This is a genomic window from Thiolinea disciformis DSM 14473 (assembly GCF_000371925.1).
Lineage (GTDB): Bacteria > Pseudomonadota > Gammaproteobacteria > Thiotrichales > Thiotrichaceae > Thiolinea > Thiolinea disciformis.
On record NZ_AQVE01000031.1, the window covers coordinates 1 to 19592 of the forward strand.

A 19592-nucleotide genomic window follows, 5' to 3' on the forward strand; every position below is an offset into this window, starting at 1 on the left:
TGTTTAGTAGCATCCACTGCGGTTTTAGCAGTTTCTGTAGCGGTTTCAGCCGCTGCCTTGGTGGCATCAACCACGTCTTTAGCAGTTTCTTTGGTAGCGTCCACTGCATTTTCAGCCGCTTGTTTAGTTTCTTCTACCGCTGTTTTGGCAGTTTCTGCAGCGGTTTCAGCCGCTGTCTTGGTAGCATCAACGACCTCTTTTGCTGCATCTTTAGTTGCCTCAACAGCTTGTTCTGTCGAGCTTTTGGTGGAGTCTACTACTTCTTTGCTAGCGGTTTCAGTGGTAGTGGTGGACGGCTCAGTGGTTTTACTAGCATCGGTTTGTGTGTCGTTCTTGCCGCAACCACCAAGCATTCCTATGCTTAAAAATAAAGCTGATAGGCTAACTACAATAGGTTTCATGGACGAAAGCTCCTATTTCTAAAAAGAATCTGAGGTTTATTGTGAGGTCGCATCAAGAACACTAGCTGTGTCTAAGCTATTATAGTCGTCGCTAGCGACTCTGACGGGAAAAATAATATAGTGAATTAAATGAAGAGTATACAAAAACAAAAAAGCCTCTATTGCTAGAGGCTTTTAAGAAGTTCTTCCTGAACTGTTAAGCACTTAAACCAATAACCCCAAGGAATTATTGTGGTTTTGTTGCATCTTTTACAGCATCAGCAGCATTTTGAGTTGCGTTAGCAGCGCCTTGAGCAGCATCAGCAGCACCTTGTGCAGCACTTGCAGCGGCGTCTTTAGTGGCGTCTACAGCATCTTGAGCAACGCCTTTTGCAGCTTCAGCAGTTGCAGCGGCTGCATCTTTAGTAGCATCTACGGCGTCTTTTGCAGCTTCAGTCGTTGCAGCAGCAGCATCTTTTGCAGCTTCAGCAGTAGCAGCGGCAGCATCTTTAGTGGCATCGACAGCATCTTTTGCAGCTTCAGTGGTAGCAGTCGCAGCGTCTTGAGCTACTTCTTTAGCAGCCGTAGCGGTATCTTTTGCTGCTTCAGCAGTAGATTCAGCGGCTTTTTCAACAGCTTTAGCTGAGTCGCTAGCGGCAGTGTCGGTTTTTCCGCAACCACCTAAAAGGCCAACTGCTAAAAATAAAGCGGAAAGACTGACAGAAATCGATTTCATTTAAGTAAAACTCCAAAATGTAAAAGGAAGATGACTATTTTTTAAATGTTAAGTTCCCATGTTAGGTTTTTTGAGTAGGCACAGAAGGTCATATCAAGTCAAACCTATTATAGTGGCGCGCATCGTAGGGTAGCTTTTAATAACTGTCAATCACCTGTAAGTAAACTAAGGTAAGATAGTTGTTGCAAAGCAGCATTAATTAGGTATTTACTTCATTTTATTTAGGTTGATGGCTAGGTTTAGAGTATGAGTGGAGCGGCATTAGCGCATCAAAATCTGGATTCTGATGCATTTTTAGTGGCTTATCGCAGTACCTTCTTTGGGGTTTTGAGCTGGACTCAGCTAGATGAATTATGGAGGCTTGTTTTAGCAGAGTCTTCAGCGAGCTGGTATGTGTATGCTGTCGGGGAAATACCACCGATTAGTGTAGCTAATAGTAGCGAATTAGGTGTGTTTATTAGAAAATTAGATTCCTTGCTGCGTAAGGAACACCAAGAATCTTACTGTGGCATTGTTTATGCGGATGATTTAAAGCATCCAAGTTTTATTAAAATCTTTGATCCGCATAATCTAGGCAGCACCTGTGGAAGTAGTAAAATTAAACCCTTGCCTGGTTGGATTTTGTCTAAATTACCTCCGGTGGATTTGCCTGGTGCATTTCCAGCGCCTAATAACAGAAGACGCTGGTGGCAAACATTGTTTAATTAAAAATGAAAAATTCGGAGTGAAACCATGCTGAATCAACCTACGCAAGCCGCTGCAACAGGTAGTTTTTCTTCTTGTTTAGGAATCGGTTTCATTCTTGCGTTGAGTCTCGGCTTAAGTGTGTCTTCGGCCATGGCAGAGGAAAAGGGTTTGGTCGCTAAAGTGAGTCTACAAGCACCAACAACTTCTTTTTTGAATACGCCGCCTGACATTCACACGCCACTTGAAGTGAAGTCGAATCAGCCTCAGGCAGTAAATGTCACACAACCACTTGAGAATGCACTGAAGCAATTAGCCGATATTAAACAAGCGGTGGAGCCCGCTAAAAAACAAGTGAAACAGCAAGTTGAAACCTTGGCGGTGAAGGCATTGGCGGTCGAACCAATGGCGACTGCACCAGAAAAATCAGCACCTGAAGTAAATACTATTGCTCCCTTTGCCTTATCGAAAGATGAGCTGAAAAAGCTTAGTAAGCAAGAGCGTGCAAAATACGATGCTCTCCTAAAAAGTTTTAATGAGGTTCAAGCCAAAGAAGCTAAATTGAATGCTCAACAAGCAGCCTTACAAAAGCGTTTAGCAGAGTTAGAAGCAGCTAATGAAGTGGCTTCCCAACAAATTGATGCTATGGAAAAGCTGAAAGCCTCTACAACTAACCCATCACCTACCTTAGCTAAAAAATGATAGGTTAGTTGGAGTCTGATTGCTTAGCGCACGATTACGGTAGCATCACAGAATTTGCCACTGCCTTGTGGACGTTGCTCTAAGGGGTCTTGGTATTTTAGGTAGATAATGCGTAATTGTTGATTAATACAAAATTGTGATACGGGTTGATTACTACGGCTTTTCAATCCATTGACAATTTCGCCGCATAATGCGGTGCCGTTATACATGGTTTGGCGTACACGAGCGTAGGGGAATACACGTTTCGTGTTGTTAGGGGTGCTAACCGTCAGATACAAATAGCCGTCACCATTAATGGTTTGTAAATAGTGTAAGTTTTTTCCATCAATACATTTAGCTTCCCATTGTTGGGCAAAACCGGCGCTGGAAAATAGGCTAATTGACAAAGCAAGCAACCATTTAGTTGGCATGAGACATCTCCTTAAGTGTGAAGAGAAGAAAAAAGACAAGCCACGTGGGGTTTACGTGTATTTATTCCTTTTAACCCATTCGCGCTAAAGCAATCAAGTACGATTTTGCTGTAGACGGCGTAATAAAAATCGCGCTGGGTGTAATTTGTAATACAGACTCAGTTCTAGGGGTAATGGTTCCCCATTAATTAAACAGGCTAATAATTCACTGCATAACGCGCTAGTAGTGAGACCTCGTGAGCCATAAGCGGCTGAAATAAATAAGCCGGTTTGATACTTCACTTCGGGCCAATTTTTATGCTGTTGGCCATGCCTTATCGCGTGATAGCGCTCCATAAAATCCAGTGGATCGGGCACTGCGCCCACACAAGGATAGCGATCGGGTGAGGCGACACGAATGGCACAATGACCGCTACTTACCGCGCCCAGTGCGCTAGCCCATTCAGGTAAATAGCTAGTTAATTGCTGGAGGTTTTCTGCATCACGAGTGTTATCACAGACAGCCTCGCGGCTACCACGCTCAAAGGTTGCACCAAAGACATGCTGTTCTTGCCAAGCGGGTGTGACATACCCTTCATGCCCTAAAGTGACTTTCAAATGTTGTGAGGTAGCAGTCGCTTGCGCGTGGCTGGTTTGACCGCGTATAGGGACTAAAGGTAGAAACTTGGTTTGTGCAAAACTAGCAGCTTCCTGTCCTGAAGCGACAATAACTACATCCGCCTGATAATAAGCTCCTGTTTCAGGATAAGCCTTCCAGCTATTTGTATGCTGTTCTAATTCAGTAATAATCGTGTCAAAGTGTAAATTAATATTTTCATGTTCTGTCAGTACAGTACATAAACTGGCTGGATTTATCCAAGCACCTTGAGGAAAATAGCTAGCATTTGTATTTAAGTGAATACCTGCATAATGGCTAGCTGTTTGAGCATCTACAAGCTGTATGAAATCCTCCGGTAAGCTACGCTCTTTTAAAGCCAGCCAACGTTTAGATTCGCGCTCATCATGGTTAATTTGAAGTGAGCCACACTTGTTCCAACTGATTAATTTAGATTTTTTTTCCAGAAATTGAAGTTGGTTTAACGCAAATAAAAAAGCGCTTCGATAAAAACGCTCACCCCAATCGGGTTCGGCTGTCATCTTAGGTATTATGACACCCGCACGATTGCCTGAAGCCTCACGCGCTAAGCTACGATGTCGCTCCAACAGTTCGATGTGCCAACCTTTTCTCGCTAAAGCATAAGCGATTTGGCAACCAGCAACACCCGCACCAATAACAAGCGCCTTTTTATTAAACGTAATTTGGGGGCGATTAAACCAAGTTAGTAAGGTTTTTTTAGGAACATCATCAGCTAATTCTCCTATTAGCATATGACGTTTTTGGGCAAACCCTGTTTGCTTTTCAATACAAAATCCAGCCGCCATTAAATGACGTCTGACACTACCTGCAACCGTGTAGGTTGCTAAGCTTGCATGGGTAGCACTTAATGAGGCAATAACTTTTAGTACGGTTTCAGACCACATCGATTCATTACGGGCAGGTGCAAATCCATCTAAATACCAAGCATTTACATTGCCAGTTAATTCAGCTAAAGCATCCTGAATATCCATAAAGCACAGGGTTAAATGAATTTGGCCTTCGGCAAGTATTAAGTGATGAAATCCAGCTAAAAGCGATGGGTAGTTTTCTAGTAATTCACCACTAAAATTGGCTAGCTCAGGCCAATTCTCTAAAAGCGGTATGAGTTTTTCGCGTGGAATAGGGTGCTTTTCAATCGAAATAAAATGAAGTGTAGCGCAACGTTGCGGGTCGTTTTGCCAAGCTTGCCAAGTCGCTAGGAAATTTAAACCGGTACCAAATCCGGTTTCGGCAATCACGAATTGTGCTTTGTTTTGCCAGCGTTCAGGTAGGTGATTTCCTTGAATAAAAACATGGCGGCTTTCTGCTAGACCGTCATAGTTTGAAAAGTAAGGGTCGCCGAAGTTTTCAGCAAATGGCGTTCCATTCGGTTGGATACTAAGTTGAGCCGGTAAGATTTCTTTAAGCATATGCCACATTATAGCGCAGTGAAGCTTGTAATAATTTGTATGAATTTTAACCATGTTCGGGATCTTCTCATGGTTTCGGAGCTTGCTAGATTAAGCTTTGTAAGAAAATTATAATAAAAATTTATAATTAATAGAAAAAAAAGATTAGAACCCTCTTCCTTTGCTGCTATATAAAGCCATGATTTTTCAAGAATGCATTCTGTTGACGATGATTTGTGGGTACTTGACAAACCCAAAAAGTTTTGAGTTACGCAAAAAAAGCGAGAGAGATGCTAACAATGAAAAGGCGTGTTACCCCACGCAAATTTACTAAAGTGGCGTTTAATGCTTTGGTAATTGCAGCGGGACTGTCAATAGGGAGTAGTGCTGCCCTGGCAGAGGAATTGCCGAATAAAGTACGAAATTATGTATTAAAAACGTGTGATCAACACAGTTCTAGTACCTTAGAACGCAAGGCAGAGGAATATGAGGAGATTATCCAATCCGCTGCTGAGCAAGCTGGAGTTAATGCGAATCTTATAAAAGCAGTTATCACTGCAGAAACTTGTTTCAGACCCACGGCGATTTCACCCCAAGGAGCCGCCGGACTCATGCAGCTCATGCCTGCCACTGCCCTAAGATTTGGGGCTTTCGATACCAGCGTGGAAAATAATGTTCAAGCCGGTGCACGCTATTTGAGCTTTTTATTGAAGCGCTATGATGGCAGTATTCATCATGCAATCGCTGCTTATAATTCTGGCGAAGGCACGGTGGATAGACATGGTCTTGAAGTACCTTATCGTGAAACGCAAGATTATATGAAGCGTGTTATGAACGCTTATTATAAATTGGGTGGTAGTGATGATCTGGTGGAAACGATTGCCGAATCTAAAAGTGGTAAATCCAAAAAGCGTGAACCTTTGGTAGAGCGAACTGTGGGAAATAAGCGCGCACGTTTCGAAGAACGAAAACTAACGGGGCGTTTTGCAGAGCGAAAACTATTACCCAGTTGTTTAAAAGCTTCGCGTCGGTTGCAGCGCGCTACGGTATATCGTGATGATGATGGCGCACGCGTATTTTATTATCGGGTGCAAAAGAATGATTCGCTCGATAAAATCGAAAAACTAACAGGTGCATCAGAAATTGCGATTAAACGTTATAACGATTTAGCAAGTTCTAGAATAAAAGCGGGTCAGAAGCTTAAAATCTCTGAGTGTCGCTTATAAACACATAAAAAAAGCCCTCATCAAGAGGGCTTTTGTTTGGAGGATTAAGCTGTTTTTAAACGCTTATATTTAATGCGTTGTGGGCCTTCATTGCCATGACGACGCTTATAGTCTTCTTCGTAGTCGCTATAGTTGCCTTCAAACCAAATCACCTGCGAATCACCTTCAAAGGCCAGAATGTGAGTCGCGATACGGTCTAAGAACCAGCGATCATGCGAGATAACGACTGCACAACCCGGGAAGTTTAATAAAGCTTCTTCGAGGGCGCGTAAAGTTTCCACATCAAGATCATTGGTGGGTTCGTCCAATAATAATAAATTACCACCGGATTTAAGTAGTTTGGCTAAATGGACGCGATTGCGTTCACCACCCGATAATTCGCCGACACGTTTTTGTTGCGCATCGCCTTTAAAATTAAAACGTCCGCAATAAGCACGGCCTTGGATTTGGTAGCCGCCAATCGTGATAATATCTTGACCATCTGCAATTTCTTGGAAAACGGTTTTGTTGGCATCTAGCGAATCACGGGATTGATCCACATACCCAATCTTAACGGTTTCACCAACTTTAAATTCGCCACGGTCAGGTTGTTCTTGTCCAGTAATCATACGGAATAAAGTGGTTTTACCCGCACCATTTGGTCCAATGACGCCCACAATGCCACCACGCGGTAAAGCGAAACTGAGATTTTCATACAGCAAACGATCGCCAAATGATTTCGCAATGTCTTTTGCTTCAATGACTAAATCACCTAGGCGTGGGCCTGGGGCGATATAGATTTCATTCGTTTCAGAGCGAGCTTGATAATCGCTGGAGGATAATTCTTCAAAGCGCTGCATACGGGCTTTGCTTTTCGCTTGGCGACCTTTGGGATTAGAACGTACCCATTCTAATTCCAATTTCATGGCCTTTAAGCGGCCTTGTTCGGATTTCTTTTCTTGCTCTAGGCGTTTTTCTTTCTGTTCCAGCCAAGAAGAATAATTGCCTTGCCATGGAATACCTTGTCCACGGTCTAATTCCAAAATCCAGCCTGCCACATTATCGAGGAAGTAACGATCATGCGTGACAGCAACGACAGTGCCAGGGAATTCCTGTAAGAAACGTTCCAACCACGCAACGGATTCCGCATCCAGATGGTTAGTAGGTTCGTCGAGGATCAGCATATCGGGCGCAGAAAGTAGTAAACGACATAAGGCCACACGGCGTTTCTCACCGCCTGATAAGGTCGAAACATCCGCATCCCACGGAGGCAGACGTAAAGCATCCGCAGCCACTTCTAAAGTATGCTCCAAATTTTGCGCATCGGAGGCTTGCAAAATATTTTCTAAACGCGCTTGTTCAGCCGCTAGTGCATCAAAATCTGCATCAGGTTCTGCATAAGCTGCATACACAGCATCAAGTTTTTCCTGTGCCTCTTTAATGACTTTTAAGCCTTCTTCCACATTGCCGCGCACATCTTTAGTGGGATCAAGCTGCGGTTCTTGGGGTAAGTAACCGATATTAATGCCGGGTTGGGGGCGTGCTTCACCGAGTATGTCGGTATCAACACCCGCCATAATGCGTAATAAGGTGGATTTACCGGCACCGTTGTAACCGAGTACACCGATTTTTGCGCCCGGAAAAAAGTTAAGATAAATATCTTTTAAAATATGTTTATTCGGCGGAACCAGTTTGCCCACGCCATTCATGGTATAGATATATTGCGCCATGCCAATTAAGTCCTTTGCAGTGTAGGGCGCTATCTTACCGATAAGTGGCGTGGGTGTTAATGTTAAGTCGTGGCTTTTTCTACATTTAAAATGACACCATTCACGCCGGTGACTCGAATGCGTGTGCCAGCCGGTAAATCTTGTGTACTTTCCACCCGCCATTCACTATCGCCCACTCGTGCCATGCCACGCCCATGTTCAAGGGCTTCACTCAATACGTATTCCTTACCAATATGGCTTGCAAGTCGGTTATTTAACTCTGGTATATCGGATTTGATGTGAGTTTCGGGGCGAAATTTACGCCAAGCGAGTACACTCAGTAACGAGAATGTCGCAAAGAATAATGACTGCCAACCCAATCCTAAATCCGGTAACAGCCAGTGCAATACACCCGTGAGCAGAGCACCAACACCAAACCATAATAAAATCATGGCAGGTGTAACGACTTCTAACACCAGCAGCACTAAGCCTAGAATCAGCCAATGCCAAAATTCAATCTGCATTATGAGTTTTCCTTCTGCATCGCTTTCCACAATTCATTAATGCTGCCAATCGAGCCCATTAAGCCGCTGGTATCCATAGGCATAAAAACGGTTTTTTGATTAGGTGAGTCGGCAAAACGTCCTAAAGCTTCCACATATTTTTGCGCGACGAAATAGTTTAACGCCTGTACATCGCCTTCAGCGACGGCGGTCGATACCATTTGTGTGGCTTTGGCTTCCGCTAATGCTTCGCGCTCGCGGGCTTCAGCACGTAAAAAGGCTGCGGATTTCGCACCCTCTGCCTCCAAAATTTGCGCCTGTTTTTTGCCCTCGGCTTCTGTGATTTGAGCGCGTTTCTGGCGTTCAGCCGTCATTTGTAAATTCATGGCACGCACCAATTCAGCAGGCGGCTCAATATCTTTAATCTCGACGCGCAAGACCTTAACGCCCCAAGCATTAGTCGCCTCATCCACTATTTTGAGTACACGAGCGCCAATTTCATCACGCTTGCTTAGTAGATGATCCAGCTCCATCGAGCCACACACCGAGCGTAAATTGGTCATGGTTAAGTTTAGAATCGCATTTTCTAAATGCGCAACCTCATACGAGGCTTTTGCGGCATCGAATACTTGATAAAACACTACGCCATCGATATTCACATTCGCATTATCCGCAGTAATCACTTGTTGAGGGAGAATATCGAGGACTTGTTCCATCATATTCACCTTGCGTCCGACGCGATAAATAAATGGAATCAACAAACCTAGCCCCGGTTGTAGGGTATAAACATAACGCCCGAAGCGTTCCACTGTATAAGAATAACCTTGAGGCACCATTTTGATGCCCATGAAAATGAGCGTGATGGTGAGCAGTACCACTGCACTGGCGAAGTAGATAAAAAACATAATTTGTTCCTCTTGGGTTTACTCAGTATATAGCATTTGGATGCCACTTAGAGTGTTGTTTGATTGAGTTGATCGTTATTAGTTCTTTATGATAAAAATATTTTGATTTATTTTTATTCTATTCGTAAATTAATAAAATTTATAAGTTGTCATTGAATAAAATATTGACAAATTGATTTTTCGTAATTAATCTTAAAACCAGAAATAGTATTTCTGGTAATTTATTGGTTGAATTTGAGGGATTGATTTTAATCTACTGCTTTTGTAAAGTTCATTATTTCGTTATTGGAATCGACTCATAAAATTTCGGTAAAGCTCGAAATTGCATATTCTTTTGATTTATCAACGGGATATAATATTTAAAATTAGATTTCCTTAAGTTGGAGTGATTTATGTAATTCGGAATTTCTCTGGCTTTTAATTAAAAAGATTCTTAATAAGTTAAACAGGGAAGTAATTAAACAAAAGTTTAAGGAGCTATTTTATGTTAAGAATGTTTGGATCTACTAAAACTTTGCTTAGTTTAAGCATCATATTAGCATTTAGTCAATCAAGTACCAGTTTGGCTGAAGTGACTCAAGGAAGTGTAGAGGGTTCCATTGCTTCACCAGCACCCTCAACGTCTGTGATTGTTCAGCAGGTAAAAAATAACGCAGCACCAATGAATTATGCTACTGCTAAACCACTCGCACTTCCTACTACGCGTACCTTGGATGATAAAGTGCTTGCTGCTTATTCATCGAATAGTCTAGGAACTCTAGGTTTTGCTGCAGGCGGTAATGGAAATGGCAAAGAGCGAAGTGTGACTTTAATTTCGACAAGTCAATTAAAATCCCTTTTGGCTATTGCCCAAGATGATTCTACTCTGATTGCGCCGCAAGAATATGGCACAACCTATTTACCTTTCACAACCAGTCGAGTCGATGTCGTTTCAGCTTCTCCTACCTTGCAGGTATCAAAAAGTGTCTATTATCGAAGAACGGGTAAATTATTCTTTAGCAAGCCAACAGGTAATTTTGTTTGTAGTGCCTCCTTAATTAAACCCGGAGTGGTCGTCACGGCTGCACATTGCGTGGCCGCATATGGACAGAAACGCTTTTATACTAATTTTAGATTTGTTCCAGCTTATTATAATGGTCAAGCTCCTTATGGTACTTGGACAGCGGCCTCAGTAGCAATTCTACCTTCCTATTATAATGGAACTGATTGCAGTGGTGCGGTTTGTTATAACGATATTGCAGTCATTAAATTGGCTCCACAAAATGGAGGGTATGCAGGTAATTTAGTAGGGTGGTATGGTTATGGTTGGGATGGCTATGGTTTTACCAATAACTCTAATCTTGCTGCCATAACTCAGTTAGGTTATCCCGTATCTCACGATAGTGGCTTATTAATGCAGCGAACTGATGCAGAATCTTATAAGGCTTCTGCTACGCAACGATACAATAACATTATTGGTTCTAGGCAAACTGGAGGAGCTAGTGGTGGGCCGTGGTTAGTAAACTTCGGTGAGTTGGCCTCTCTTTCACAAGGTGTAGGAGTGGGGGCTGAAGCTAATCGTAATGTCGTAGTCGGTGTTACCAGTTGGGGTTATGTTGACCAAGCCCCCAAGGCATTGGGCGCTAGTCCATTTACCAGTAGTAATATTGTCCCATTAGTGTCATCTGTGTGTCCAAGTGCTAGTACACCAGGCTGTTAGTGACAAATCTCTTTGATCTATCTGGCTCTATAACCTGCTAGGTTATAGGGCTTTTTATTGTGGATCGCGTTTTCGAAGGTGTTCTGATCGCTTTCAGGCGCAAATTACTTCAACGTTTTAATTAACTGTGAGAGTTATCTTAATTCCTGATTGACTTATTACACAATTCACGAAGTCACTACTTGTTATCTATGTATGAATGGGAATAAAATCCCATTCATGGATAATCCGTTGCGTGCTGCCTGTTACCAAATACTCAAAGCCATGATGCGCTTGCTGTATCGCAAAGGGGTTGCGTTTGGTGAATTTACCCAATGGGCGAAACATGCGTATGTGGAAGTGGTCGCTCAAGAATTGCGTCGCAATGGTGACCGCCCAACGACTACCCGTATTGCGGCGGTAACGGGCTTGACACGCAAGGATGTCATGCATTTAAAACAAGACGAAATGGCTGAGTCTGTGCCACGTTTTAATCGCACTTTGCGGGTTTTAAATGGGTGGCTTCACGATAAGCAGTTTTTAAATCAACAAGGGCAACCTGCGATTTTACCGTTTCGGGGCGACGCTAGCTTTGAGCAATTAGTGCAGCGTTATAGTGGTGATATGTCGAGTTTTGCCATGCTTGATGAAATGAAGCGTGTGCAATTAATTCAAGTATTGGAAAACGGTTCAGTGGAGTTATTGAACGCGGCCTATATTCCAACGCAAAATGATCAAGCGCAATGGCAGTTATTAGGAACTGATGTTGCGCTATTAATTAATACTATAGATCACAATTTCCAAACGACGGGTGAGGAGCGCTTTTATCAGCGTAAGGTTAGCTATAATAATTTGCCGACAGAGGCTGTCTTAGCCTTTCGTGCTTTAGTCCGTGAGGATGCGCATCAGTTATTGCTGCGGTTTAACACCTGGTTGTATGAGCATGATCGGGATAGTCATCCTGAGGTAGAAGGTACCGGACGTATGCAAGCAGGGGTTGGTATTTATTATTTTGAACAGCCCGTTGAAGCCGACCACAAGGAGTCAGTGCATGAGAAATAAACTAGCCACTGTGGTTGTGATCGTTTCACTGTTGCTGACGGCCTGCGTTGACACTACTCTGGTGGCGGAGGGTGGTATGACTGGTACGGGCATTAGTGCAGGACGTATTACGGGCTTTGGTAGTATTTATGTCAATGGTGTGCATTATAACGTTGATAATGCGGCTTTCTACCGTGATGGCGTGAGTAGTAATCAAAGTAGTTTTGCAACTGGCGAGTTTGTCACAGTCAGTGGCTCAGTCAATATGGATGGCATGACTGGCGTTGCGACTAAGGTAGAGTTTGATGGTTTAGTGTCCGGTGCTATTTCCGCTTTTGGTACGAATGGCAAAACACTTAGTGTATTAGGCCAGACCATATACGTGGATTTATTCACTGTGCTACATGGTTTTGATCAATTAAGTGATTTGCGCTTGGGCAATGTGATTCAGGTATCAGGTACACGTACAGCCGATGGCTCGATTCGCGCCAGCAGTATTGCTTTGCTAAGTGATAGCTATACAGCGGGTGACGGTTTAACCGTACAGGGCGTAGTCAGTCAGCTACAAGCGGCGCAAAAGACTTTTCAAATGGGTGGTCTGACCGTGGATTATACGACGGCGACGATTGCTGGTTGGAATGGGGCATCACTCGCGGATCTTCAGGAGGTGCAAGTCCTTGCGAATCAAGCCCCTCAAGGTTTAGTCCTCAAAGCACAGCACATTATTGCGAAAGTAAAACCAAGCTATAACACCCATTCACGTTTGGAGCTGGAGGGGGTAGTGACCGCCAAAAATTCAGCTACTCAGTTTACTGTAGATGATCAAGTGGTGGTGACTAGCGTAGCGACGCGCTTCAAAGGGCTAAGTGCGGATCAAATACAAATAGGTTTAGCGCTAGAAGTGAATGGAAAAATCGATAGTGCCGGTGTGTTGCAAGCCGCGTTAATTGAATTACGTGATCTTGAAGCGAGTAATGTGAAGGTTATTGCAGGACAAATTACGGCTATTGATCAGCAACAGCAGACGATTGTCGTGGAAGGATTCACCTTAGTGATGAGTAACGCGAGTATGTTGCTGAAACAGAATACTCAAGCGCGAACCTTAGCTGCAAAAGGTGGCGATCGACATCCCTATATTAAGTTTGGTGAATTAGTAGTAGGAGATTATGTGGAAGTGAATGCCATGCCATTAAGCGATGGTACGTGGCAGGTCTTACGCTTGGATCGGGGTGGGCGCGTTAAGCCTTAGCCCTTAGACGAATTGCTTGATTGAGTTCGAGTCAATTAAGCGAATAAAAAACCCGATGGTTCGAGCATCGGGTCGATACAACTTACCTCTTAAGGTAAGTCTTTAGAAATGTTGAACGGAGTTCATCCAATGAAAGCTAAATTAGCGATTTCTGCCCTTGTAGTAGGCACTTTATTATCTGTACCCTTAAGCAGTTTTGCTAAAGGCGGTCACGGCAGCCATAGCGGTACGCTGAGCGCCGATTTATATGGCAAATCTTCAGTCTACACAGCTATTTATGATACCAATGGTGATGGGACGGTGACAACAGAAGAAGTCACGGCGGTACGTACTGCGGATTATAATACAGCGAATACGAATACAGCAGACGAACTAAGCTTGGCAGAATTTCAGAATTTGCAAGCGACGGTACAAGCCCGTCAAATCGCAGCGGTGTTTGCTAGTCTTGATACCGATACCAGTAGCACTTTGACCTTAGCCGAATTAACAGGCGCTAATACGGCGACTACGGCTATCAATACGGCCTTTGCACTAGCAGACGCTGATAGCAATGCTGTATTAAATTTGGCCGAATTTACGAATCTACACAGCAAAGGTAGCAGCAGTGGCATTTGGGATTTTGCGCGTTTAGATACAGATGGCAGCAAAACCTTATCGTTGACTGAGTATTTGGCAGCACGCTCACATCACTAAGTCTAGGACGCTAGACTCAGCTGCACTAACAGCAATCCAGCACAGTTTGCTGTTAGTGCATTAAGCGCTTCAAATGGATGATTGCATCTTGTGCCATTTCACGCACTGAAGGATCAGTGTCTTGTAAGCAAGCTTGCAAAGTGGATAAGGCGACAGGATTGCCACTCAGCTCCAAATAATAACAAGCATCGGCTCGTAATCGAGCGTCATGCTCTTGGGTGAGTGGTAGTAAAAGGTGAATGTGGTTTTCCAATACTGCGGTGCCGGCCAATTCCTCCATGACCACACCTATGCCCATACGACTACTTAAGGGCAAACCTTTGGTGGTGAGTAGTTTGATTAAATGGGCAAAGTTTTCAGGGTTTTGTTGAATGAGCTTCGCAACTTTGGGAGCTTCACCGCTTAATAGTAAAGAGTTGTAATAAGTTTGCAGATTTTGTTCGTGAATCAGCCAGCGGGGATAACTCGTTAGCTTAGGCATGAAATACTTCCTTATTCTTGAGCACAAAGCACTGCTTTAACCAATTTCATGCACGTTGGCTATATCTATTTCAGCCTAGGCAGTTATAAAGAAGGTGCTTTAACCCCTGTATAGCGATAAGTTACTTGGTTCGCTTCTTTGTCATCTACATCGGTTTGCAAGTAAGGCAAGCCATCCTCCTTGCCAATATACAGTTTAGCTTTCGCAGCGGGGATACCAGAATTAAGCACTTCGGTGGTGTAAGTAAAAATCCGCATTGCTTTGCCATCTAGGGTTTCTGTACCAGCTTCCTTGCAATCAGTGACTTTGATAGCCCCACTTTTCACTTGATCAATAACTTGCTGTTCTACTTGGTTCAAATCGATCGGGGATTTCATCCACTGACCCTCCATTTTCATAAAGGATTGATCGGCGATTCTAATAGCTTCCCCTTCAGAATGAATAGCGTGCCAAGCAGGTTGAGCAATTTTTGCTGCACTGGAACTCAGTAGTGGTTCACAGGCAGAATCTAAAGCAAAAGCGCTCGTGTGGCTAACTAAAATCATGAAGGCACTGAGTATAAGTGAAGATTTCATGGCAAGAGTCCTATCGGTATTTTAAGTGCCAATATAATACCAATTAAGGGGCGCTAGCAAGCTACAAAAATAGCCTAAGTTTCATAAGCAACAATGGCTGCTGCTAAATCCTCGACCGCATGACCCACGCCTTTAAACAACGTAATGGCTTTAGGATCATATTGGGTCTGACTAAGCTTGCATAACTCGTACAAACTACCCTGAATATCACTGGCCTTTAAAACGCCTTGCTGTAATGGAATCACTAGGTCACCGGATTCTTTTAAGGCCGCTTCTGTATCGATATAAACGCGGGCGCGTTGCAAGGCAGTATCATCCACCTCCCGCATTTGTGGCGTAAACGAGCCAATTAAATCTAGATGTTGTCCAGCTTGAAGCCATTCGCCCATTAAAACCGGCGCTTGTGCCAAGGTTGCACAGCTAATCAGGTCACTTTGGGCAACAGCACTGGCTAAGTCCGACACCAGCGCTAGCTCCCAACGTTGGAGCGTTTGTAAGCTGTTTAATAACTCGTGAGCGCGCGCTGGACTACGATTCCAAATGAGCACTTTTTGCAGCGGAAATAAGCTTGCAAACGCTTCAGGCAATTCACGCGCCACCCGTCCCGCACCAATGATCAATAAGGTTTTGGCTTGGGGATTCGCTAAATAGCGTGCACCTAAGGCTGAAGCGGCTGCGGTACGTCTTGCGGTTAACACCGAGCCATCTAAAAGCGCTACATGCTCGCCTGTCGTTTCGGAAAATAATAAGTAGCTAGCTGCCACCGCCGGTAATCCGCGCTGAGCATTATCGGGCGTCACATTAACAATTTTCACCCCACCATAGCCTTGTACACCTTGCCACGCTGGCATGAGTAATAAGGTATTGGCTTGACCCTGAGGATTGGGAAGGGTGTGATGGTGGCGTAACGGTGCAGTAAGCCCCGACGCGAAGAGCGTGCTAATTTGCTCAATCAAGGCCGGATAGGGCAGAGCATTGGCGGTTTCTTGAGCTGAATAAATGCGCATAAGTCACCCGTAATCAATGTCAGAAAGCTAGTGTACTGAAGCTAGCGCTAAGACACGACCTTTGTTGCCAAAAGTCTTGTTATAGCGCTGTTATGGTGAGCTTAGGTAATTATTACTTCATCAAGTTTTAATGTCTTCCATGAGCTTAAATAGCCAATCTTCTCTTGCCTCAACTGTGGGCAGTTCTACCTCAAAACGCAACTTATCCTGCCCATCCAGTTTGAAGATCCATGGCCGTTTTTGAATCAACTGAATCACTTTTAGTGGATCAATATTCGGTTTGTCTTCGAAGATCATCCGCCCACCTTTGGCGCCTACATCGATTTTGCGAATCCCTAAGGCTTGCGCGAGTAATTTAAGGCGCGTTGCACTAAATAAATTTTTACTAGGCTCTGGTAATAAGCCAAAACGATCAATCATTTCCACACGCAATTCATCCAAAGCTTCCTGTGAAGGGGCACTGGCAATGCGTTTATAAAGAATTAAACGGCTATGCACATCCGGCAAATAATCATCGGGAATTAACGCGGGCGCACCCAGTTCAACCGTGGTACGACTGCGGGTACGTGGGTCGAGATCGGGGACTTTGCCGGACTTTAGCGCCTTAACCGCACGCTCCAATAATTCATTGTAGAGATTGAAACCGATTTCTTGGATTTGGCCGCTTTGATCTTCGCCGAGTAATTCGCCTGCGCCACGGATTTCTAAATCATGAGTGGCAAGTGTGAAGCCAACCCCTAAATCTTCCAAAGATTCAATCGCTTCAAGGCGTTTTTTCGCATCGTCAGTCAATAACTTTTTGGGTGGTGCAATCATATAAGCATAGGCTCGATGATGAGAGCGCCCAACCCGTCCACGTAATTGGTGTAATTGTGCCAAGCCTAATTTATCAGCACGATTGATGATAATCGTATTGGCTGTTGGCACGTCGATACCACTTTCGATGATGGTGGTGGCGACTAATACCTGAAAACGCTGGTGATAAAAGTCACTCATAATCGTTTCTAGCTCACGCTCGCGCATTTGCCCGTGTGCATAGCGTATGTCCACATTGGGCAGTATTTCCATCAAATCATGCGTCATTTTTTCAATGGTTTTCACTTCGTTATGCAGGACATAAACCTGTCCGCCGCGTGCGATTTCCCGCGCACAGGCTTCTTGAATAATGGTTTTGCTCCACTCCGTAACAAAGGTTTTAATCGCATGGCGTTGTACGGGTGGCGTTGCAATAATCGATAAATCGCGCAAGCCCGACAGTGACATATTTAGCGTGCGCGGAATCGGGGTGGCGGTCAGGGTCAACATATCGACATTAGCGCGCATCTTTTTCATCTGCTCTTTATCGCGCACACCAAAACGATGTTCCTCGTCAATGATGACCAAGCCAAGGTTTTTGAATTCGACATCGTTTTGGAGGAGTTTGTGCGTCCCGATAACAATATCAATGCGCCCTGAAGCGAGGCCATCGAGGGTTTTATTACTTTCTTTCCCTGTATTAAAACGCGACAAAGATTCAATAACAAACGGCCAATCGGCAAAACGATCGCGGAAGTTATTAACATGCTGCTGCGCTAATAGGGTAGTGGGTGCAATCACAGAGACTTGTTTGCCCGCATTCGCTGCGACAAAGGCTGCCCGCATGGCGACTTCCGTTTTACCAAAACCCACATCACCACACACCACGCGATCCATAGGCTGCTTGGAGCGCATATCGTTTATTACATTTTCAATGGCCAGTGCTTGATCGGGTGTTTCCTCAAAGGGGAAGGCACTAGCAAAGAGACGATAGTCATTTTCCTCAAGATCAAAGCTTTGACCTTGTTGTGCCGCACGGCGTGCGTGAATATCTAATAGCTCTGCCGCTACATCGCGTGCTTTTTCAGCGGCTTTGCTGCGCGCTTTTTCCCACTGATCGGTGCCTAATTTATGTAAAGGCGCATGATCAGGATCAGCCCCTGTATAGCGACTCACTAAATGCAAAAAGGCAACCGGAACATACAGTTTGTCTTGATTCGCGTATTCGATCAGCAAATATTCGGAGGTGATGCCACCCGCTGTGAGGGTTTCCATTCCTAAATAGCGCCCAACTCCATGCTCTTCATGTACAACGGGTGCGCCTATACTGAGATCGGTGAGATTGCGAACAATGGCATCTGCATCGCGTGTGGTTTTCTTGCGCCGACGTTGCTGGCGTACTTGTTCGCCGTGTAATAAGGTTTCCGGTACTACCGCCAGTTTTGCCGCAGGGAGCCAAAAGCCTTGTTCTAAGGGAGCAATGGCGACGGACATTGTCTCTTTGCTACTTAAAAAATCTTGCCAAGAGCTAACGGTCGTTATGCTCAAGTCATGCTCGCGCAGTAAGCTAATCAGAGCTTCACGTCGCCCCGCCGATTCAGCCGTAAATAACACACGACCTTGCAAGTCTTTGAGGAAATCGTGCAGTAACCATAGCGGTTGTTCGTAGCGTGGATGAATTAACAGCGAGGGCAGTATGCGTGTCGCATAATTTTGCCCCGCCTCAGTTAATTCAAAGTTTTGAACATGAATTTGGCGGTGATCGTGGAGGATGCGTTGCAGTTTTTCTGGCGCAAGATACAAAGCATCTGGCGCTAATAAAGGGCGCTCAATATCATGGCGGCGTTCTTCATAGCGATGCTGAATCTGTTCCCATACCTGTTGGCTGGCCTGAGCAATACTACCATTTTCAACAATCAGTGCTTTCGTGGGGAGGTAGTCAAATAAAGTGGAAGTGCTTTCAAAAAATAGTGGCAAATAATATTCAATACCGGGCGGCTGATGGCCTTTACTGACTTCATCATAAATGCGGCTGCGTGCAAGATCACCTTCAATATGAGTACGGTAATTGGCACGAAATTGTTTGATACCTGCATCGTTTAGGGGAAATTCGCGTGCCGGTAATAATTCAATGCTTGTAAAGGTTTCCGCAGTACGTTGGGTATCTGGGGCGAAACTACGAATCGTTTCAATTTCATCGTCAAATAAATCAATCCGATACGGTGTGTGGCTGCCCATGGGGAATAAATCCAGCAGCGCCCCACGGCTCGCATATTCGCCATGTTCCATCACTTGGCTAACATGACGGTACCCTGATTTTTCCAAGTGTTGGCGAAAGCTGTCTAAGTTCAACTTCATGCCGTTTTTGAGCACTAGGCTATGGCTTTGTACATAGCTAATGGGCGCTAAACGCTGCATCAAGGTCGTGATGGGAACAATCAGCACGCCTTGTTGCAAACTGGGTAAACGTGCCAATAGTTTTAAGCGTTCGGAGACAATGCCTTCATGCGGTGAAAATAAGTCATAGGGCAGGGTTTCCCAATCGGGAAATAAATGGATCGCTAAGTCGGGGGCAAAAAAACGTAACGCCGCTTCAGTACGATAAGCGCTATGGGTGTCTGGCGTAACCAATAACACAACACCCTTAAATTCATGCGCTAATTGCGCTATTAAGGCTTCTTGTGCATTGCCATATAATTGACCCCAGCGAATCAAACCTTGCTTGGGAGGCGGATAGACAGGTTGCAGAATGCTAGTAGCGGCCTTCATAACAGTGCGGACTTAGGATAAAGCGCGATAGTGTAGCCGAAAGTA

General features: G+C 44.4%; 18 protein-coding genes. 7 read left to right on the forward strand and 11 right to left on the reverse strand.

Translation table 11 applies throughout. The annotated features are described in order from the left end of the window. Together A3IE_RS22300 and A3IE_RS22755 are read right to left on the reverse strand one after the other, a co-directional pair. A partial coding sequence (locus tag A3IE_RS22300; RefSeq protein ID WP_020396912.1) for a hypothetical protein occupies window positions 1-401 on the reverse strand: 401 nt, incomplete at its 3' end. A 226-nt stretch (window positions 402-627) separates the two neighbouring features. Then, window positions 628-1116: a hypothetical protein gene (locus tag A3IE_RS22755; protein ID WP_020396913.1), complete on the reverse strand. Its 489-nt coding sequence runs from the start codon at window positions 1114-1116 to the stop codon at window positions 628-630. Window positions 1117-1362: 246 nt separating this feature from the next. Between A3IE_RS22755 and A3IE_RS0117440 the strand changes: the two genes are divergently transcribed. Beyond that, window positions 1363-1824 carry a hypothetical protein gene (locus A3IE_RS0117440; RefSeq protein ID WP_020396914.1) on the forward strand — a complete coding sequence of 154 codons (462 nt, stop codon included), beginning with the start codon at window positions 1363-1365 and terminating at the stop codon, window positions 1822-1824. A gap of 24 nt (window positions 1825-1848) precedes the next feature. Then, complete coding sequence (locus tag A3IE_RS0117445; RefSeq protein ID WP_020396915.1) at window positions 1849-2502, forward strand: hypothetical protein; 654 nt, start codon at window positions 1849-1851, stop codon at window positions 2500-2502. A gap of 23 nt (window positions 2503-2525) precedes the next feature. Here the strand turns inward: A3IE_RS0117445 and A3IE_RS0117450 are convergent, their stop codons facing one another. Both A3IE_RS0117450 and mnmC read right to left on the reverse strand, forming a co-directional pair. After that, on the reverse strand, window positions 2526-2912 hold the full coding sequence (locus A3IE_RS0117450) for a hypothetical protein (protein WP_020396916.1): 387 nt from the start codon (window positions 2910-2912) through the stop codon (window positions 2526-2528). 93 nt (window positions 2913-3005) lie between these two features. Next, complete coding sequence (gene mnmC / locus A3IE_RS0117455) at window positions 3006-4958, reverse strand: bifunctional tRNA (5-methylaminomethyl-2-thiouridine)(34)-methyltransferase MnmC2/FAD-dependent 5-carboxymethylaminomethyl-2-thiouridine(34) oxidoreductase MnmC1 (protein ID WP_110721587.1); 1953 nt, start codon at window positions 4956-4958, stop codon at window positions 3006-3008. Window positions 4959-5236: 278 nt separating this feature from the next. Here mnmC and A3IE_RS22305 point away from each other — a divergent pair, with 278 nt between their 5' ends. Beyond that, a complete protein-coding gene (locus A3IE_RS22305) occupies window positions 5237-6163 on the forward strand; it encodes a lytic transglycosylase (RefSeq protein ID WP_020396918.1) in 927 nt (308 codons plus the stop codon). 44 nt (window positions 6164-6207) lie between these two features. Here A3IE_RS22305 and ettA read toward each other — a convergent pair whose 3' ends face one another. The 3 genes from ettA to A3IE_RS0117475 all read right to left on the reverse strand — a co-directional run bounded on the left by ettA (window position 6208) and on the right by A3IE_RS0117475 (window position 9259). Next, on the reverse strand, window positions 6208-7872 hold the full coding sequence (gene ettA, locus A3IE_RS0117465; protein ID WP_020396919.1) for an energy-dependent translational throttle protein EttA: 1665 nt from the start codon (window positions 7870-7872) through the stop codon (window positions 6208-6210). 62 nt (window positions 7873-7934) lie between these two features. Then, window positions 7935-8375, reverse strand: coding sequence for an NfeD family protein (locus A3IE_RS0117470; protein ID WP_020396920.1), 441 nt, complete (start codon window positions 8373-8375; stop codon window positions 7935-7937). Continuing rightward, window positions 8375-9259 carry an SPFH domain-containing protein gene (locus tag A3IE_RS0117475; protein ID WP_020396921.1) on the reverse strand — a complete coding sequence of 295 codons (885 nt, stop codon included), beginning with the start codon at window positions 9257-9259 and terminating at the stop codon, window positions 8375-8377. The genes A3IE_RS0117470 and A3IE_RS0117475 overlap by 1 nt, the downstream gene beginning before the upstream one ends. A gap of 484 nt (window positions 9260-9743) precedes the next feature. Here A3IE_RS0117475 and A3IE_RS21195 point away from each other — a divergent pair, with 484 nt between their 5' ends. The 4 genes from A3IE_RS21195 (at window position 9744) to A3IE_RS0117495 (ending at window position 13920) form a co-directional block, all read left to right on the forward strand. Then, complete coding sequence (locus A3IE_RS21195) at window positions 9744-10958, forward strand: trypsin-like serine peptidase (protein WP_020396922.1); 1215 nt, start codon at window positions 9744-9746, stop codon at window positions 10956-10958. A 219-nt stretch (window positions 10959-11177) separates the two neighbouring features. Continuing rightward, window positions 11178-11999, forward strand: coding sequence for a DUF6502 family protein (locus A3IE_RS0117485; RefSeq protein ID WP_020396923.1), 822 nt, complete (start codon window positions 11178-11180; stop codon window positions 11997-11999). Beyond that, window positions 11989-13227 carry a DUF5666 domain-containing protein gene (locus A3IE_RS0117490; protein ID WP_020396924.1) on the forward strand — a complete coding sequence of 413 codons (1239 nt, stop codon included), beginning with the start codon at window positions 11989-11991 and terminating at the stop codon, window positions 13225-13227. The genes A3IE_RS0117485 and A3IE_RS0117490 overlap by 11 nt, the downstream gene beginning before the upstream one ends. Before the next feature lie 129 nt (window positions 13228-13356). Next, window positions 13357-13920: an EF-hand domain-containing protein gene (locus A3IE_RS0117495; protein ID WP_020396925.1), complete on the forward strand. Its 564-nt coding sequence runs from the start codon at window positions 13357-13359 to the stop codon at window positions 13918-13920. 52 nt (window positions 13921-13972) lie between these two features. On the opposite strand, the gene A3IE_RS22310 is transcribed toward A3IE_RS0117495, so the two are convergent. The 4 genes from A3IE_RS22310 to mfd form a co-directional block, all read right to left on the reverse strand. Further along, window positions 13973-14401, reverse strand: coding sequence for a HEAT repeat domain-containing protein (locus A3IE_RS22310; RefSeq protein WP_020396926.1), 429 nt, complete (start codon window positions 14399-14401; stop codon window positions 13973-13975). 83 nt (window positions 14402-14484) lie between these two features. After that, window positions 14485-14976 carry a hypothetical protein gene (locus A3IE_RS0117505; protein WP_020396927.1) on the reverse strand — a complete coding sequence of 164 codons (492 nt, stop codon included), beginning with the start codon at window positions 14974-14976 and terminating at the stop codon, window positions 14485-14487. A 74-nt stretch (window positions 14977-15050) separates the two neighbouring features. Next, window positions 15051-15983: a bifunctional Delta(1)-pyrroline-2-carboxylate/Delta(1)-piperideine-2-carboxylate reductase gene (gene lhpI / locus A3IE_RS0117510; protein WP_020396928.1), complete on the reverse strand. Its 933-nt coding sequence runs from the start codon at window positions 15981-15983 to the stop codon at window positions 15051-15053. A 120-nt stretch (window positions 15984-16103) separates the two neighbouring features. Beyond that, a complete protein-coding gene (mfd, locus tag A3IE_RS0117515) occupies window positions 16104-19547 on the reverse strand; it encodes a transcription-repair coupling factor (protein ID WP_020396929.1) in 3444 nt (1147 codons plus the stop codon). Window positions 19548-19592 lie beyond the last annotated feature (45 nt).

Coding starts and splice junctions, on each gene's coding strand:
- A3IE_RS22755 (WP_020396913.1), bottom strand. CDS start 1,116: ATGAAATCGATTTCTGTCAGTCTTTCCGCTTTATTTTTAGCAGTTGGC.
- A3IE_RS0117440 (WP_020396914.1), top strand. CDS start 1,363: ATGAGTGGAGCGGCATTAGCGCATCAAAATCTGGATTCTGATGCATTT.
- A3IE_RS0117445 (WP_020396915.1), top strand. CDS start 1,849: ATGCTGAATCAACCTACGCAAGCCGCTGCAACAGGTAGTTTTTCTTCT.
- A3IE_RS0117450 (WP_020396916.1), bottom strand. CDS start 2,912: ATGCCAACTAAATGGTTGCTTGCTTTGTCAATTAGCCTATTTTCCAGC.
- mnmC (WP_110721587.1), bottom strand. CDS start 4,958: ATGCTTAAAGAAATCTTACCGGCTCAACTTAGTATCCAACCGAATGGA.
- A3IE_RS22305 (WP_020396918.1), top strand. CDS start 5,237: ATGAAAAGGCGTGTTACCCCACGCAAATTTACTAAAGTGGCGTTTAAT.
- ettA (WP_020396919.1), bottom strand. CDS start 7,872: ATGGCGCAATATATCTATACCATGAATGGCGTGGGCAAACTGGTTCCG.
- A3IE_RS0117470 (WP_020396920.1), bottom strand. CDS start 8,375: ATGCAGATTGAATTTTGGCATTGGCTGATTCTAGGCTTAGTGCTGCTG.
- A3IE_RS0117475 (WP_020396921.1), bottom strand. CDS start 9,259: ATGTTTTTTATCTACTTCGCCAGTGCAGTGGTACTGCTCACCATCACG.
- A3IE_RS21195 (WP_020396922.1), top strand. CDS start 9,744: ATGTTAAGAATGTTTGGATCTACTAAAACTTTGCTTAGTTTAAGCATC.
- A3IE_RS0117485 (WP_020396923.1), top strand. CDS start 11,178: ATGGATAATCCGTTGCGTGCTGCCTGTTACCAAATACTCAAAGCCATG.
- A3IE_RS0117490 (WP_020396924.1), top strand. CDS start 11,989: ATGAGAAATAAACTAGCCACTGTGGTTGTGATCGTTTCACTGTTGCTG.
- A3IE_RS0117495 (WP_020396925.1), top strand. CDS start 13,357: ATGAAAGCTAAATTAGCGATTTCTGCCCTTGTAGTAGGCACTTTATTA.
- A3IE_RS22310 (WP_020396926.1), bottom strand. CDS start 14,401: ATGCCTAAGCTAACGAGTTATCCCCGCTGGCTGATTCACGAACAAAAT.
- A3IE_RS0117505 (WP_020396927.1), bottom strand. CDS start 14,976: ATGAAATCTTCACTTATACTCAGTGCCTTCATGATTTTAGTTAGCCAC.
- lhpI (WP_020396928.1), bottom strand. CDS start 15,983: ATGCGCATTTATTCAGCTCAAGAAACCGCCAATGCTCTGCCCTATCCG.
- mfd (WP_020396929.1), bottom strand. CDS start 19,547: ATGAAGGCCGCTACTAGCATTCTGCAACCTGTCTATCCGCCTCCCAAG.